Annotated in this window: 13 protein-coding genes; all 13 read right to left on the bottom strand. The window is 64.1% G+C overall.

The window, feature by feature from the left end; all coding sequences use genetic code 11:
- Positions 1-62 precede the first annotated feature (62 nt).
- The 13 genes from ACLEJU_RS23905 to fleQ all read right to left on the bottom strand — a co-directional run bounded on the left by ACLEJU_RS23905 (position 63) and on the right by fleQ (position 14,212).
- Positions 63-1,367, bottom strand: a complete 1,305-nt coding sequence (locus ACLEJU_RS23905; RefSeq protein WP_435425621.1) for a flagellar hook-length control protein FliK — start codon at positions 1,365-1,367, stop codon at positions 63-65.
- Between the two features lie 71 nt (positions 1,368-1,438).
- Positions 1,439-1,786, bottom strand: a complete 348-nt coding sequence (locus ACLEJU_RS23900) for an Hpt domain-containing protein (protein WP_435425620.1) — start codon at positions 1,784-1,786, stop codon at positions 1,439-1,441.
- Between the two features lie 60 nt (positions 1,787-1,846).
- Complete coding sequence (locus tag ACLEJU_RS23895; RefSeq protein WP_435425622.1) at positions 1,847-3,538, bottom strand: ATP-binding SpoIIE family protein phosphatase; 1,692 nt, start codon at positions 3,536-3,538, stop codon at positions 1,847-1,849.
- A gap of 8 nt (positions 3,539-3,546) precedes the next feature.
- Positions 3,547-3,852 carry an STAS domain-containing protein gene (locus ACLEJU_RS23890; protein ID WP_400723017.1) on the bottom strand — a complete coding sequence of 102 codons (306 nt, stop codon included), beginning with the start codon at positions 3,850-3,852 and terminating at the stop codon, positions 3,547-3,549.
- 102 nt (positions 3,853-3,954) lie between these two features.
- The gene (fliJ, locus tag ACLEJU_RS23885) at positions 3,955-4,407 is read right to left on the bottom strand and encodes a flagellar export protein FliJ (RefSeq protein WP_435425619.1); all 453 of its coding nucleotides are present in this window, start codon (positions 4,405-4,407) and stop codon (positions 3,955-3,957) included.
- A 6-nt stretch (positions 4,408-4,413) separates the two neighbouring features.
- Entirely contained in the window at positions 4,414-5,772 is a 1,359-nt protein-coding gene (fliI, locus tag ACLEJU_RS23880) for a flagellar protein export ATPase FliI (protein ID WP_435425618.1), read from the bottom strand.
- On the bottom strand, positions 5,762-6,523 hold the full coding sequence (fliH, locus tag ACLEJU_RS23875; RefSeq protein WP_435425617.1) for a flagellar assembly protein FliH: 762 nt from the start codon (positions 6,521-6,523) through the stop codon (positions 5,762-5,764). The genes fliI and fliH overlap by 11 nt, the downstream gene beginning before the upstream one ends.
- Before the next feature lie 174 nt (positions 6,524-6,697).
- On the bottom strand, positions 6,698-7,717 hold the full coding sequence (gene fliG, locus ACLEJU_RS23870) for a flagellar motor switch protein FliG (protein WP_060508302.1): 1,020 nt from the start codon (positions 7,715-7,717) through the stop codon (positions 6,698-6,700).
- Positions 7,710-9,485, bottom strand: a complete 1,776-nt coding sequence (fliF, locus tag ACLEJU_RS23865) for a flagellar basal-body MS-ring/collar protein FliF (RefSeq protein WP_435423628.1) — start codon at positions 9,483-9,485, stop codon at positions 7,710-7,712. The genes fliG and fliF overlap by 8 nt, the downstream gene beginning before the upstream one ends.
- A 15-nt stretch (positions 9,486-9,500) precedes the next feature.
- On the bottom strand, positions 9,501-9,833 hold the full coding sequence (fliE, locus tag ACLEJU_RS23860) for a flagellar hook-basal body complex protein FliE (RefSeq protein WP_435423629.1): 333 nt from the start codon (positions 9,831-9,833) through the stop codon (positions 9,501-9,503).
- A 107-nt stretch (positions 9,834-9,940) separates the two neighbouring features.
- Positions 9,941-11,317 carry a sigma-54-dependent transcriptional regulator gene (locus tag ACLEJU_RS23855; protein ID WP_435423630.1) on the bottom strand — a complete coding sequence of 459 codons (1,377 nt, stop codon included), beginning with the start codon at positions 11,315-11,317 and terminating at the stop codon, positions 9,941-9,943.
- The gene (locus tag ACLEJU_RS23850; protein WP_435423631.1) at positions 11,317-12,534 is read right to left on the bottom strand and encodes a sensor histidine kinase; all 1,218 of its coding nucleotides are present in this window, start codon (positions 12,532-12,534) and stop codon (positions 11,317-11,319) included. The genes ACLEJU_RS23855 and ACLEJU_RS23850 overlap by 1 nt, the downstream gene beginning before the upstream one ends.
- Positions 12,535-12,736: 202 nt before the next feature.
- A complete protein-coding gene (gene fleQ, locus ACLEJU_RS23845; RefSeq protein WP_435423632.1) occupies positions 12,737-14,212 on the bottom strand; it encodes a transcriptional regulator FleQ in 1,476 nt (491 codons plus the stop codon).
- Between the last annotated feature and the right edge of the window lie 160 nt (positions 14,213-14,372).

Raw genomic sequence — 14,372 nt, 5'->3', positions numbered from 1 at the left:
GTCAGAGCCCAGCTGGTTTTTCTCCCGCTCCAACAGCCACTGCAAAACCCAAGACAGCCCCATCAGGCGTAATAATCGACGGCACTGTCACCAATGACCACCTGCTGCTCGACAGCCCGGGAGACTTCGCCCAGCCCACCCTGCTCGCCCTCACCCGCCTGCGCCCGGCGCGCGGCCAGCCCGGACAGCTGCGAGCCCTCCTGCTGTGCCTGCTGTTGTTGCTGGCGCGACTGGTCCGCCACGTTCACATCCGGCTGCGCCAGCCCCTGCTGGGCAAACAGCTCGCGCAGGCGATACACCTGGCTGTCCAGCGCATCACGTACACCCGCATGGCCACTGACGAAGGTGATCTGAGTGGACTGGTCAGTCGCGACATTGACCCGGATATCGAGGCGTCCGAGTTCAGCGGGTTCCAACTGGATATCCGCCGACTTCAGGTTCTGGCTGGACAGGTACATGACCCGATTGACCAGGCCTTCAGCCCACGCACCCTGGTTCATCTGCAATGGCTGATGCAGGGGATTGGCATTTACCGGCACGGCATTGGCGGTCTTGGCGGTAACGGCCTGGGTCAGGCTGGCCAAGCGGTTGGCGAAGTCGTCGACACGGGTATCGCTGCTGGCGTTCTTGGTGTCCTTGAGCCCGTCTTCAAGCAAGGCGCCGAAGGCCTTGTCGCCGGTCTCGGACCTTCCTGCCTCGCCTTCGACCTTCTCGATCAGGGTCGCCAACGGATTGACGGCTGCCTGCCCGTCATCGGACTGGGCTTTGCCTGGGTCGGCAGCGTGCGCTGACGTCGTGCCTTTGGCCTGGGCGTTCTGCTCCAGGGCCAGGCGCAGCGTGGGCAGGTTGGCCAAGGGGTCGGCATCCGGATCGAAGGCCTCGCCCTCGGGCTCCTCTGACACTGTCTCGGCACCCGCTGCCGCCGGAGGCTGCTGGATAGCCGCCTGCAACACCGGCGCCACTGCCTCGGCCTGGGCCTGCAGCAACTGCGCACCGGGCTGCGCATCGGTCACCTGCCCCGCCACCAGGTTGGCATCGAGCGAGCCTGAGTCGCTGGTGGCTGCAGCATCGCTGGATTGCGACGCATCGTCTGCTGGCAATTTGTTGCCGTCATCGGCAACCGTCGGTTTGTCGGCGGCCTGCTTCTTGCCGCCCTGAGCAACGTCAGGCTTGTCCTTTGGGCTGTGCTGAGCAACCTTGTCATTGCGAGCAGGCGTCTTGTCACGCGCCTGCCCAGCCATGACCTGGTCAAAGCCGCCGCCCAGTCCGCCCGCCGCCTGCAGCGGCTTGTCCACCCGCGAGGAGCTCGCACTCGACGGCTTGCTCAGGGTGTTGGCTTGCAACAAAGGGTTGGGTGCGACAGGCATTGAGCGGTCTCCGCGCCAGAAACTGGAATATCATCTGGCCATAGAGAGGCAAAAGTCGCGCCAACTTGCGATCAGTTCGCCGAAACGCGCTCACGCTCACTGCGATAGAAGCACTGCACCTCCAGGTATTCCTGGTCGATCCGGTTGATCAGGTCTTCGATGCCATACAGCGGCCGCACCTTCACGCGCTCTTCAAGCTGCTGGCACAACTGGGCAAGGCCGACAGCCCCCATGTTGCTGCTGCTGCCCTTGAAGCTGTGCGCGGCCATGCCGAGCTCATCAGCGCTCTTGGCCCCATGCAGCTGGCTCAAACGCTGCTCGGAATCTTCCAGAAAGGTTTCCAGCAGTTGCAGGTAGCCATCTTCCATGACCTCCTGCAGCTCGCTGAGTACCTTGTGATCGATATGCATGTCAGTCACTTGTTCACTCCTTGATCAAGCCGGATTATGCCTGAGCCGCCCTACGGCCCTCCAGACGCATCACCAATCGAACTGAACGCGCGCACAGCGGCCGCCTTCGCTCCATTCGGCACGGCTGCCAAGCCGCCGCACGAGGTTCAGCCCGCGCCCGCTCAATTCCTGCTCCTGAGACGGACGCGTCAACACACGGTGCACGTCAAACCCCGCGCCACTGTCGCGGACCTCGACGGTAAGACGTCCACCCGCCCCTGAGGGTTCCACCTTCAGGTCGATGCGCACGAAGCCCTCAGCCAACACCGCCAAGCGTCGGGCGCGCTCCTGATAGTAGTCGGCAAACCCCTGCACATCACGTTTGAGCCGGGAGTCCAGGCCCAGCACACCATGCTCCAGGGCATTGGAATACAGCTCACTGAGCACACTGTGCAAGGCGCCTGTGCGCGGCCGCAGACCATGAATTTCCTGCAACAACTGCACCAGGTAAGGCACCGGATTGAATCGCTTGAGGCTTTCACCACGCAACTCGAATCCCAGCACCCAGTCCAGCGGGCTGGAGCGCCCGCTGTCGGAATACAAGGTCGGCGCAGGCACCCGGTCTTCGCCACTGAACATGCGAATGTCACACAGGCTGATGTCATCCCGGGGGCGGCCACCGAAACGCTCCAGGGCCTGCATCACTTCATCGAACAACTGCGCCGGGTCACGATTGGCGGCCAGCACCTCGCGCAAGCGCTCGACACCAAACAGGCGCTCCTGCTCGTCCGCGGTATCGACCACGCCATCGGACAGCAGCAGCAGCCGCTCCCCCGGCGCCAGCGGCAGCACTTCGGTGCTGTCATCGAAACGCTCCGGTGCCAGGATGCCCAGCGGCAGGTGACGCGAACCCAGGCAGCCGAGCACTTCGCCGCCGGCCGACAGCCGGTAGCCATCCGGCATGCCGCCATTCCACACCTCTACCGCGCCGCGCTGCACACTCAGGTTGAGCAGCAGCGCGCAGCAGAACATGTCCACCGGCAGGATGCGCTTGAGCTTGGCGTTCATCTCGCGAAGCATCTGCGCCAGGCCGTAACCTTTCGCGGTCATGCCGTAGAACACTTCCGCCAGCGGCATCGCACCGACTGCGGCCGGCAGGCCATGGCCGGTGAAGTCCCCCAGCAGCACATGCATATCGCCGGCCGGGGTGAACGCGGCCAACAGCAAGTCGCCATTGAACAGCGCATAGGGTGACTGCAGGTAACGGATGTTCGGCGCCGTGATACAGCCGGAATGGGCGACCTTGTCGAACACCGCCTTGGCCACCCGCTGTTCGTTGAGCAAGTGGTGATGGTGACGGGTGATCTGGTCCCGCTGCTCGAGCACAGTCGCCTGCAAGCGACGCAGGCGGTCCATGGCGCGGATCTTGGCACCGAGGATTACCGCACTGTAGGGTTTGGCCATGAAATCGTCGCCCCCGGCCTCCAGGCAACGCACCAGCGCATCCTCCTCGTTCAGCGAGGTCAGGAAAATGATAGGCACCAGTGCCTCGCCGGCCAGCGCCTTGATCTGCCGCGCCGCCTCGAAGCCATCCATCACCGGCATCAATGCGTCGAGCAACACCAGTTGCGGACGCTTCTCGGCGAACAGCGCCACGGCTTGCTCGCCATTTTCCGCAGTGTACACATGGTGGCCTTGGCGACGGACGATCTGCGCCAGCAGCAGGCGGTCGACCGCCCCGTCCTCAGCCACCAGCACGGTCAACGCCTGCTCGGCCGGCATCTGTGCGCTCAACTGATATCGAACAGTTTTTCGAAGTTGGAAATGGCCAGGATCTTGCGCACGTCGGAGCTGGCATGCACCACGCGTACGTCCGAATCGTCACCGCCGGCATGGTCACGCAGCAAAAGCAGCATGCCCAGCGCAGAGCTGTCCAGATAGGTAGCGTCCTTCAAGTCGACTACCACCGAGTCGGGCCTTTCAGGCTGGCGTTCGTAGGCATCACGGAATTCCTGATGCTTGCCGAAATCGAAACGCCCCCTGACCTTGATCGTGAGCTTTTTCCCGTCCTGCGAAAAATCAGTCTCGACTGCCATGCTAGCGATTCCTTCGATGATGGCGAATGCAACTCTTCAAGGTTTAGCAGCCCGATACAGGAGTGGCAAGGTGGCCTGTGCCCGCAAAGAGGCCGGCACAGGCTACATGTGGCCTTGCCTTGGCAGTCGCTGCGACAGTTCATCCAGCAAACGCTGCTCGCGCTTGTCTTCAGCGCGCCGGGCCTCGTCCATGTAGCGCTGCACCAGCTTGCGCAGCCCTTCTACCCGGGCATAGGCCTGCTGCCAGGTGCCTCGGGCATTCTTCAGGTTGTTCTCATGCCAGACCAGGCTTTGCCGCTGCTGGGTCATGGCCGTTTCCAGCTGGGCCAGGAAGCGCTGGTAATTGAGCAGCCAGCTGCCATTCACGCCCTGCCCGCCACGATTGATCCACTGCGCCTGATACCCTTCACGGAACGACTCCAGCTCGGCCAGCTTGGCCTGGGCCTGAACCACCTGCTGCTGGAAGTGCCCCACGCGCTGGGCAGCCTTGCGCTCCGCCTCTTCGGCCATGTTGACCACGGGGGCCAGGCGCGCGGCGCGACCGGGCAGGCTCATGGCTTATCAGCCTTTGGCCGGAGGCGTGAAGATCGCCCCCAGCTCGTCGCGGCTCTGGCCCATGCCGACATTCTCGTCCAGGCCCTGGCGCAGGAAGTCCACCAGCCTGGGCTGCAAGGCAATGGCCAGGTCGGTTTCCGGATCGCCGCCGGCGACATAGGCGCCAACGCTGATCAGGTCACGGCTCTGGGACAGGCGCGACCACAGTTGCTTGAATTTCTGCGCCTGGCGCAAGTGGTCGGGATCCACCACCTGCGGCATGACCCGGCTGATCGAGGCCTCGATGTCGATGGCCGGATAATGACCTTCCTCGGCCAGGCGCCGCGACAGCACGAAGTGGCCGTCGAGCACGCCCCGCGCCGAGTCGGCGATCGGATCCTGCTGGTCGTCCCCCTCGGACAACACGGTATAGAACGCGGTGATCGAACCACCGCCAGGCTCGCCATTACCGGCGCGCTCCACCAGCTTGGGCAGCTTGGCAAATACCGACGGCGGGTAGCCACGTGTGGCCGGCGGCTCGCCGATGGCCAGGGCAATCTCGCGCTGGGCCTGGGCGAAACGGGTCAGCGAGTCCATCAGCAGCAGGACGTTCTTGCCCTTGTCGCGGAAGTACTCGGCAATACGCGTGCAGTACATGGCTGCGCGCAAGCGCATCAGTGGCGCATCATCCGCGGGCGATGCCACCACCACCGAGCGCTTGAGCCCCTCCTCGCCGAGGATATGCTCGATGAACTCCTTGACCTCACGGCCCCGCTCGCCAATCAGGCCGACCACGATGATGTCCGCCTCGGTGAAGCGGGTCATCATGCCCAGCAACACCGATTTACCCACACCGGTACCGGCGAACAACCCCAGGCGCTGGCCGCGACCGACGGTCAGCAGGCCGTTGATGCTGCGAATACCCACGTCCAGCGGCGTGCTGATCGGGTCACGGTTGAGCGGGTTGATGATCGGGCCATCCATCGGCACCCAGTCTTCGGCGCGCATGCCGCCCTTGCCGTCGAGGGCGCGCCCGGCACCGTCGAGCACCCGGCCGAGCATGCTCATGCCCATGGGCAGGCGACCACTGTCGTCCAGCGGCACCACACGGGCACCTGGGGCGATACCGGCGATGCTGCCCACCGGCATCAGGAAGACCTTGTTACCGGCAAAGCCCATCACCTCGGCCTCGACCTGCACCGGGTGGTAGCTGTCGTCGTTGATCACCAGGCAACGCCCGCCTACCGCAGCGCGCAGGCCTTCGGCTTCGAGGGTGAGGCCGACCATGCGCAACAGGCGGCCTTCGACCACCGGCTGCACCGGCAGCTCGATCGCCTCGGCGTAGCCGCCCAGGCGCTTGCCGAAGCTGGTGCGGTCAAGGCGCATCGTGGGCGTCCAGTTCGACTGTGAGGTCCGCCGCCGCCGGGTGCAGGGCCTGGTCGTGCAACTGGTCGAACAATTGCGCCACGGCTTTTTCGATGCGGGTTTCCATGGTCGCGTCGATGCGGCTGTGCAGGGTCTCGATCCGGCAGCCGCCTGGCAGCAGAGCTTCGTCTTCGAGCAGCTTCCAGCTCTCCTCGTGGCGTTCGCGCAAGGCCTTGGCCAGCTCGAAATCCTGCGGGTTGAGGTGGATGCGAATGTTGTCGGCGCCCATCGGCAGCAGCTTCAGCGCCTCGCGCAGCACCTGGGTGATCTGGCTGGAGTCGCTGCGCAGCTCGCGGCCGATGACCTGGCGCGCCATGTGCGCAACCAGATGCACCATGCTGCGTTCGATCTGCGTGTCCTGCTCGGCGATCGGCTCGAGCAAATGCCCCATCAGTTGCTCCAGGCTGGCCAGCTTGGCGGCGAGCGCCTCCTCGGCCTCCTGGCGCACTTTCAGTTGCGTGCTGTGAAAGCCCTCCCGCTCGCCGGTGGCGAAGCCTTCGTTGTAGGCCTCCTGGCGGATCGCTTCGAGTTCTTCGAGGGTCAGCGGCTGGACTTCTTCCAGCGGCACCTCTTCGACTTCTTCGATGACTTCCGGCTCGGGCTCGGGTTCCGGCTCAGGCTCCGGGTCGAAGCTGGGCAGCGCCCAGACATCGACGCCCTCGAGGTCGCGGGCACGAATCAGGTCGCTGGGGTGGGATTCTTTGGTGGGCATGTTCTCAGCTACTCATCTGCAAGCGACACGATCCTTGTAGGAGCGGCCTTGTGTCGCGAAAGGGCTGCAACGCAGCCCCAGCAATATATGCAACAACGCTGAAATCCTGGGGCTGCGTTGCAGCCCTTTCGCGACACAAGGCCGCTCCTACAGGGGCTCGCGTCGCCTGCAAAATCAGATCATTTCCTCGGCACCCTTGCCGCCGAGCACGATCTCGCCGGCCTCGGCCATGCGTCGGGCGATGGTGAGGATCTCCTTCTGCGCCGTCTCCACGTCGCTGACGCGCACCGGGCCCTTGGCCTCGAGGTCGTCGCGCAGCAGCTCGGAGGCACGCTTGGACATGTTCTTGAAGATCTTGTCCTTGACGCGCTCGTCGGCGCCCTTGAGCGACACCACCAGCACGTCGGACGACACTTCGCGCAGCAGCGCCTGGATGCCGCGGTCGTCGACATCGGCCAGGTTGTTGAAGACGAACATCAGGTCTTCGATCTGCTCCGACAGGTCGCTGTCGATCTCGCGGATCGCGTCCATCAGTGCACCTTCCACCGAGCTGTCGAGGAAGTTCATGATGTCGGCAGCACGCTTGATACCGCCCAGGGTGGTGCGCGCCGCATTGGAATTGCCCGAGAACTGCTTCTCGAGGATCTGGTTCAGCTCCTTGAGCGCCGCCGGTTGCACGGTATTGAGCGACGACACGCGCAGGACGATGTCCAGGCGCACCTTGTGGTCGAAGTTGCTCAGCACTTCACCGGCCTGGTCGGGGTCGAGATAGGCGACCACGATTGCCTGGATCTGCGGGTGCTCGTAGCGGATCACATCGGCCACGGCACGCGGCTCCATCCACTTGAGGCTGTCCAGGCCACTGGTGTTGCCACCGAGCAGGATACGATCGACCAGGCCGTTGGCCTTGTCCTCGCCCAGCGCCTGGTTGAGCATCTTGCGGATGTAGGCGTCAGAGCCCACGCCCAGGCTGGTCTGGTCGCCGACGATCTCGACGAACTCGCTCATCACCTGCTCGACCTGATCGCGATGCACGGTGCCCATCTGCGCCATCGCCACACCGACCCGCTGAACTTCCTTCGGGCCCATGTGCCGCAGCACTTGTGCAGCATCGGTCTCACCGAGCGACAGCAGCAGGATCGCGGCCTTGTCGACACGGCTCAGCTTGGCGGTAATGGCTCGATTGTCACTCATCGGCGTTGATCCACTCTTTGACGACCTGGGCTACGCGGCCCGGGTCTTCGGCCACCAGGCCTTTGATTGCGTTGAGCTGTGCTTCGTAACCCTCGGTCGGGCTCGGCAACAGAATGCTTGACGGGCCACCGAGGCTGACACGGTCGTTGGCCAGTTCGCCATCCAGACCGATCATCCCGCCCAGTTCCATGTCGCTGTCCGCAGCAGCCTGCTTGCCGCCACCGGTGATGTTGTTGAGGACCGGACGCAGCACGCCGAACACCAGCACCAGGATGAACAGCACGCCCAGCACCTGCTTGACGATGTCCCAGAACCACGGCTGCTGATAGAACGCGATATCGGCGATCTCTTCGCCACGGTCGGCGGCGAACGGCACGTTGATCACGGTCACGCTGTCACCACGGCTGGCATCGAAGCCCACCGCGTCCTGCACCAGGCGAGTGAAGCGCGCCAGGTCTTCGGTACCCCATGGCGCACGGGTGGTTTCGCCGTTGGCACCGACCTTTACCTGGTCGTCGACCACCACTGCCACCGACAGGCGGGTCAGGCGACCTTGCTGCTGGCGGGTGTGGCTGATCGAGCGGTCCAGCTCGAAGTTCTTGGTGGTCTGCTCACGCTTGTCCGACGGGTACGGCGCCAGCATCGGCTGGCCGGTAGCCGGGTCCATGATCTGCTGGCCATTGGCATCCACCAGCGGCTGACCAGGCTGAATGGCACCGGCCGGCGCCGCGGCACCACCGGTGGTTTGCGGCGCCGACGCCGGGCCTGGTGGCTGGTTGCTCAGCGCACCCGGCACGCCCTGCGGGCCCTGGCTGCTGGCGCGTTGTTCGTTGACGGCCTGTTCGCTGCGCAGCGCCGGCTGGTCCGGGTTGAACTGCTCGGAGGTCGACTCGACCGCACTGAAGTCCAGGTCAGCGGAAACCTCCGCCTTGTAACGGTCGTTGCCCAGCACCGGCTGCAGGATGTTGTGCACACGCTGGGTCAGCATGCCTTCCATGCGGCGGCTATAGTCGAACTGCTTGCCGGCCATGGTCAGCGCGGTGTCCTGCAGCTGCTCGGAAAGCAGGTTGCCTCGCTGGTCGACCACGGTGACTTGCGACTTGTCCAGCTCAGGCACACTGGTGGCGACCAGGTTGACGATGGCCATCACCTGACCGGCTTCCAGCGAACGGCCCGGGTACAGCTCGACCAGTACCGAGGCGCTTGGCTTACGCTCGTCACGCACGAACACCGAGCTTTTCGGGATCGCCAGGTGCACGCGAGCGGCCTTGACATTGTTCAGGCTGGAAACGGTACGCGCCAGCTCACCTTCCAGACTGCGGCGATAACGGGTGGCTTCCATGAACTGGCTAGTACCCAGCCCCTGCTCTTTGTCGAGCAGCTCGAAGCCGACATTGCCATCGCTCGGCGCCACGCCAGCCGCCGCCAGTTTCAGGCGCGCGCGGGAGAGGTCGTCGGCCTTGACCAGCAGAGCACCGGAGTTGGGCTCGACGTGATAGGGGATGTCTGCCGAGGCCAGGGTATCCATGACCTGCTTGGTGTCCATGCCGGCCAGGCTACCGTACAGCGGCCGGTAATCCGGCTGCTGCGACCACAGCACCACGGCGAAGCCGATCGCCACGCTCGCCGCCAATCCGACCATAAGGCCGACCTGACGCAGCATGGGCATCTGCGAGATGTTTTCCAGGAACGCCATGTTGAACCGCGCTGGCTTGGAACCAGGCGCACCGCTCTTGGCGGGGGCGTTATCGACGACTGCTTCAGCCATGACTTACTTCCGCCCTCAAACCGGCATCTGCATGATGTCCTGGTACGCCTGGACCAGCTTGTTGCGTACCTGGGTCAAAGCCTGCATGGACACGCTGGCCTTCTGCGAAGCGATCATCACGTCAGTCAGGTCGACACCGCTCTTGCCGATCTCGAAGGCATTGGCGAGCTGGGTTGACGCCTGCTGGGTCTCGCTGACCTTGCCGATGGCCTGCCCGAGCATGTCGGCAAAGCTGCTTTGGCCAGGCGCAAGCTCAGGGGCAGCGGTGGCTTTGGGCAACGACATGGCATCGGCCTGCATGGCCCGCATGTCCAACATCAGACGATTGAATTCAACACCTTGGCTCATGACCTTCTCTCTCCGGCGGCCGCATTTTTTTGACACTCATGCGGCGGATAGCCCTGAACTAGCAACTCATGTGCCAGCCCGCACCGCAAACATATAAATGACTGTCTTCAGCCGAACAGACTGGCTTCCACATCGAGCCCGGCGTCACGCATCTGCGCCAGCTTGTAGCGCAAGGTACGCGGACTGATGCCCAGTTTTTCGGCCGCTTCCTTGCGACGACCGCGCTCGGCGCGCAGGGTGTCGATGATCATCTGGAATTCATGGCGACGCATGTCGTCGCCCAAACCACCCGAATCCACCGCCACGTCCGCGGATAATGGCGATGTAGTGGCCATTGCTCCAGCCGACAATGGAATGGCACCTGCCAGACAGAAATCCGCCGCTTCGATCACCCCGCCCTGTTGCAGGATCAACGCCCGCTGCAAGGCGTTGTCCAGCTCGCGCACGTTGCCCGGCCAGGCGTGCGCCTGCAGGCAGGCGCGCGCCTCGGCCGACAGCCGCACCGGCGCATGCTTCATCTTCGCCACGTGGCGCGCCAGCAAGCGCTCGGCCAGCGGCAGGATATCGCCAGCGCGCTCGCGCAGCGGCTGCCAGGCCAGCGGGAATACCGAAAGGCGGTAATACAAGTCCTCGCGGAAGCGCCCCGCCGCCACTTCGCCCGCCATGTCGCGGTTACTGGTGGCCAGCACACGGATGTCCAGGGCGATCGGTTTGCGCCCACCGACCCGCTCCACCTCGCGCTCCTGCAACACGCGCAACAACTTGGCCTGCAGGCCAAGGGGCATCTCGGAGATCTCATCGAGCAGCAAGGTGCCGCCCTCGGCCTGCTCGAACTTGCCGGCCTGGGCCGCGATGGCGCCGGTGAAGGCGCCCTTCTCGTGACCGAACAGCGTGGCCTCGAGCATGTTGTCCGGGATCGCCGCGCAGTTGATCGCAACAAATGGCTGCGCCGCCCGCGGCGACTGCTGATGGATGTAGCGCGCCAGTACTTCCTTGCCAGTCCCCGACTCACCGGAAATGAGTACGGTCGAGTCGCTGCGCGCCACGCGCGCCGCCAACTCCAGCAGGTGTCGGCTGGCGGCCTCGCACGCCACCGGCCCTTCGTTGTCGGCTGCCGCCAGGCGCCCGGTAGCGTGGCGCTCGACCAGGCTCAGCAACGCCCTGGGCTCGAACGGCTTGACCAGATAATCCGCGGCCCCTTGGCGCATGGCCTCCACGGCACGTTCGACGGCCGCGTGAGCGGTCATTAGCAACACCGGCAACTGCGGATAGTGACGGCGTAACTGCGCCAACAACTGGTGCCCGTCCATGCCCGGCATGTTCACGTCGCTGACCACCAGGCTGTAAGCCTCGCCCGCCACCGCCTCCAGTGCCTCCTCGGCACTGCCGACCGCATCAAAGGCGAAACCGCCGATCTCCAGGGTATCGCCCAGCGCCTGGCGCAAAACGCGGTCATCCTCGACCAGCAGCACCTTGATTGCCATCACACGACCTCCGTTGCCTGCCCGTCGATCAACGGCAGTTCAACCTTTACACAGGTGCCGCGCCCGACTTTCGAGCGCAGCTGAAGCTTGCCCTGGTGCGCACGCACCACGGCCTTGACCACCGCCAGCCCCAACCCGGTGCCAGTAGCCTTGGTGGTCAGGAACGGTTCGCCCAGACGCCCCAGCAGCTGCGCATCGATACCACTGCCGGCATCGCTGATGTTCAAGTGCAGGGTGTGCTCACGACGGAACAGGTGCACCTTGAGCCGCGCCGGGCTGTCGCTGGCCTGCAAGGCGTTCTCGACCAGGTTGAGCAAGGCGCCGACCAGGGTGTCGCGGTTGCACAGCAATTCACCCAGTTGGCTGTCGCACTGCCAGCGCACTGCATGTCCTTGCACGTGGGGCTGGGCAGCCTGCTGCAGGGCCTGGAACAGGCCCTTCGGGGTCAACCGGTCACCCAGCGGCAGCTCGCCACGGGCAAACACCAACATGTCACGCACCTGGTGCTCCAGTTCGTGCAGGCGTTCCTTCAGGCTGCCGGCGAAGCGCTGGCGGGTTTCTGGCGCAAGCTCGCGCTCAGCGTCAGCCAGATGGCTGGCATAGAGCATGGCCGCCGACAGCGGCGTACGAATCTGATGCGCCAGCGAGGCGACCATGCGCCCCAGGGAAGACAGGCGTTCATGCCGGGCCAGCTGATCCTGCAGGCGACGGGTTTCAGTCAGGTCGTTGAGCAGCACCAGCTGGCCGGGTTCAGCATCCAGCGAACGCGTGGCAATGGACAGGCGACGACCGTCCCGCAGCGAAACCTCATGGCCGTCATCCTTGCGCGGGGCGAAGCTGCGGGCGATCACCTGGCGCCACAGCTGGCCGACCAGCGGCTCGCCGAGCAGTTCGCAGGCTGCCGGGTTGGCTTCACGCACCAGGCCCTGGTCGTCGATCACGATCACCCCACCCGGCAGCAGGTCGAGCAAGTTCTGCAGGCGGTTGGCCAGGCGCTCCTTCTCGTTAAGCTCGGCCATGCGCTGCGCGCCGACCACCGCCAGTTCGCCCTTGAGTTCGCTGACGCGGGCTTCGAGCATGCTGTAGGACTGGTTGAGCTGGGTGGATACCTGATTGAACAGGGCGAACGCCTGCTCCAGCCCCTGTCGACTCTCCTGTTCGACCGGGGTACGCCCCTGCGGATCAGGGACTCGGGAAAAGTGGGCGGCCTGGGGCATCGTGCTCTCTCGCGTGGCTGACCGTCATAAAAACGGTGTGATGCCAGCGGTGTAGCAATAGCCGTGCCGGGGATGGGGATTAGCGCTTACAGGCCCGGCCTCTTCGCGGGTAAACCCGCTCCCACAGGTACATCACAGGCACAAGCCTTGTGAGGCTCCTGTGGGAGCGGGTTTACGCGCGAGGAGGCCGGTACAGGCGGAATCAGTCTTCCACCTGGTCCTCGCCGCCCTGGCGGCTCATGCCGTACTTGCGCATCTTCTCGACCAAGGTGGTGCGGCGAATGCGCAAACGCTCGGCCGCGCGCGCAACGATACCATTGGCATCGTCCAGCGCCTGCTGGATCAGACCCTGCTCGAGACTGCCAAGGTAGTCCTTCAGGTCCAGCCCTTCTGGCGGCAGCATCGCATGGTTGCTGAAGTTCGGCGTATGCCCATTGATCGCCACGCGCTCTTCGAGGTCGCTGCGCAGGCTGTCGACCAGCTGCTCGTCCTCGTCGTCGATATAGCGGAACTTCTTCGGCAGCTCCGACACACCGATTACGCCATACGGGTGCATGATCGCCATGCGCTCGACCAGGTTGGCCAGCTCGCGGACGTTGCCTGGCCAGCCGTGGCGGCACAGCGACATGATCGCGGCCGAGTTGAAGCGGATCGAACCGCGCTTCTCGTGCTCCATGCGCGAGATCAGCTCGTTCATCAGCAACGGGATGTCTTCCACGCGCTCACGCAGTGGCGCCATCTCGATCGGGAACACATTGAGGCGGTAGTACAGGTCTTCGCGGAAGGTCCCGTCCTCGATCATGGTTTCGAGGTTCTTGTGGGTGGCCGCAATGATGCGCACGTCGATGCTCTGGGTCTTGTTGCTGCCCACGCGCTCGAAGGTGCGCTCTTGCAGCACACGCAGCAGCTTGACCTGCATCGGCAGCGGCATGTCGCCAATTTCGTCGAGGAACAGGGTGCCACCGTTGGCCAGCTCGAAGCGCCCGGCACGGCTGGTGATCGCGCCGGTAAAGGCGCCCTTTTCATGGCCGAACAGCTCGCTTTCCAGCAACTCGGCCGGGATCGCACCGCAGTTGACCGGCACGAACGGCGCTTCGCGGCGCTTGGAGTGGTAGTGCAGGTTGCGCGCCACCACTTCCTTGCCGGTGCCGGACTCACCGAGGATCAGCACGCTGGCGTCGGTATCGGCCACCTGCTGCATCATCTGCCGCACATGCTGGATGGCACGGCTGGTGCCGACCAGGCTGCGGAACAGGTTGGGCTCGCGCTGACGACCGCGCTCACGGGCCTGGTCGTACATCTCGCGGTAGACCTGGGCACGGTGCAGCGAATCGAGCAGCTGGCTGTAGCTCGGCGGCATCTCGAGGTTGGACAGGACGCGCCGGCGCAACTCTTCCGGGTAGTCCGCAGAAGAAATTTCACCAATCAGCAGAACCGGAAGGAACTCATCCCACGCAGCCACTGTCTTAAGCAGCCCAAGGACACTGCCTGGGGCATTGACGGTACCGATCAGCACGCAGAGCACTTCACGACTCGAAGACAGACTCCCTACGACCTGCTGCCAATCCTGGCTGGAGCATGGGAGGTTATCTTCGCCGAGAAAGTTCAGGACCACCGCCAGATCGCGGCGGCGGGCGCTGTCGTCATCGATCAGGAGAATCTTGGTTTCACGCCACATGCAATAGCAACTTCCCTAGTCATATCGGCGCCCTTCTCGGGCATGCTCGACATCTCCGACTGAATGGTCAGTGTTCGGACGTCTGAAATTCGAAAACAGCCACTAGTAAAGTCAAAAAAACCCGTGCAGTCAAATTAATGGCGCACGGCTTTCTGTATCA

The sequence above is a fragment of the Pseudomonas sp. SMN11 genome (genome assembly GCF_052041945.1).
In the GTDB taxonomy this organism is placed as follows: Bacteria; Pseudomonadota; Gammaproteobacteria; order Pseudomonadales; family Pseudomonadaceae; genus Aquipseudomonas.
This window is presented reverse-complemented; position numbering and strand designations above follow the sequence as displayed.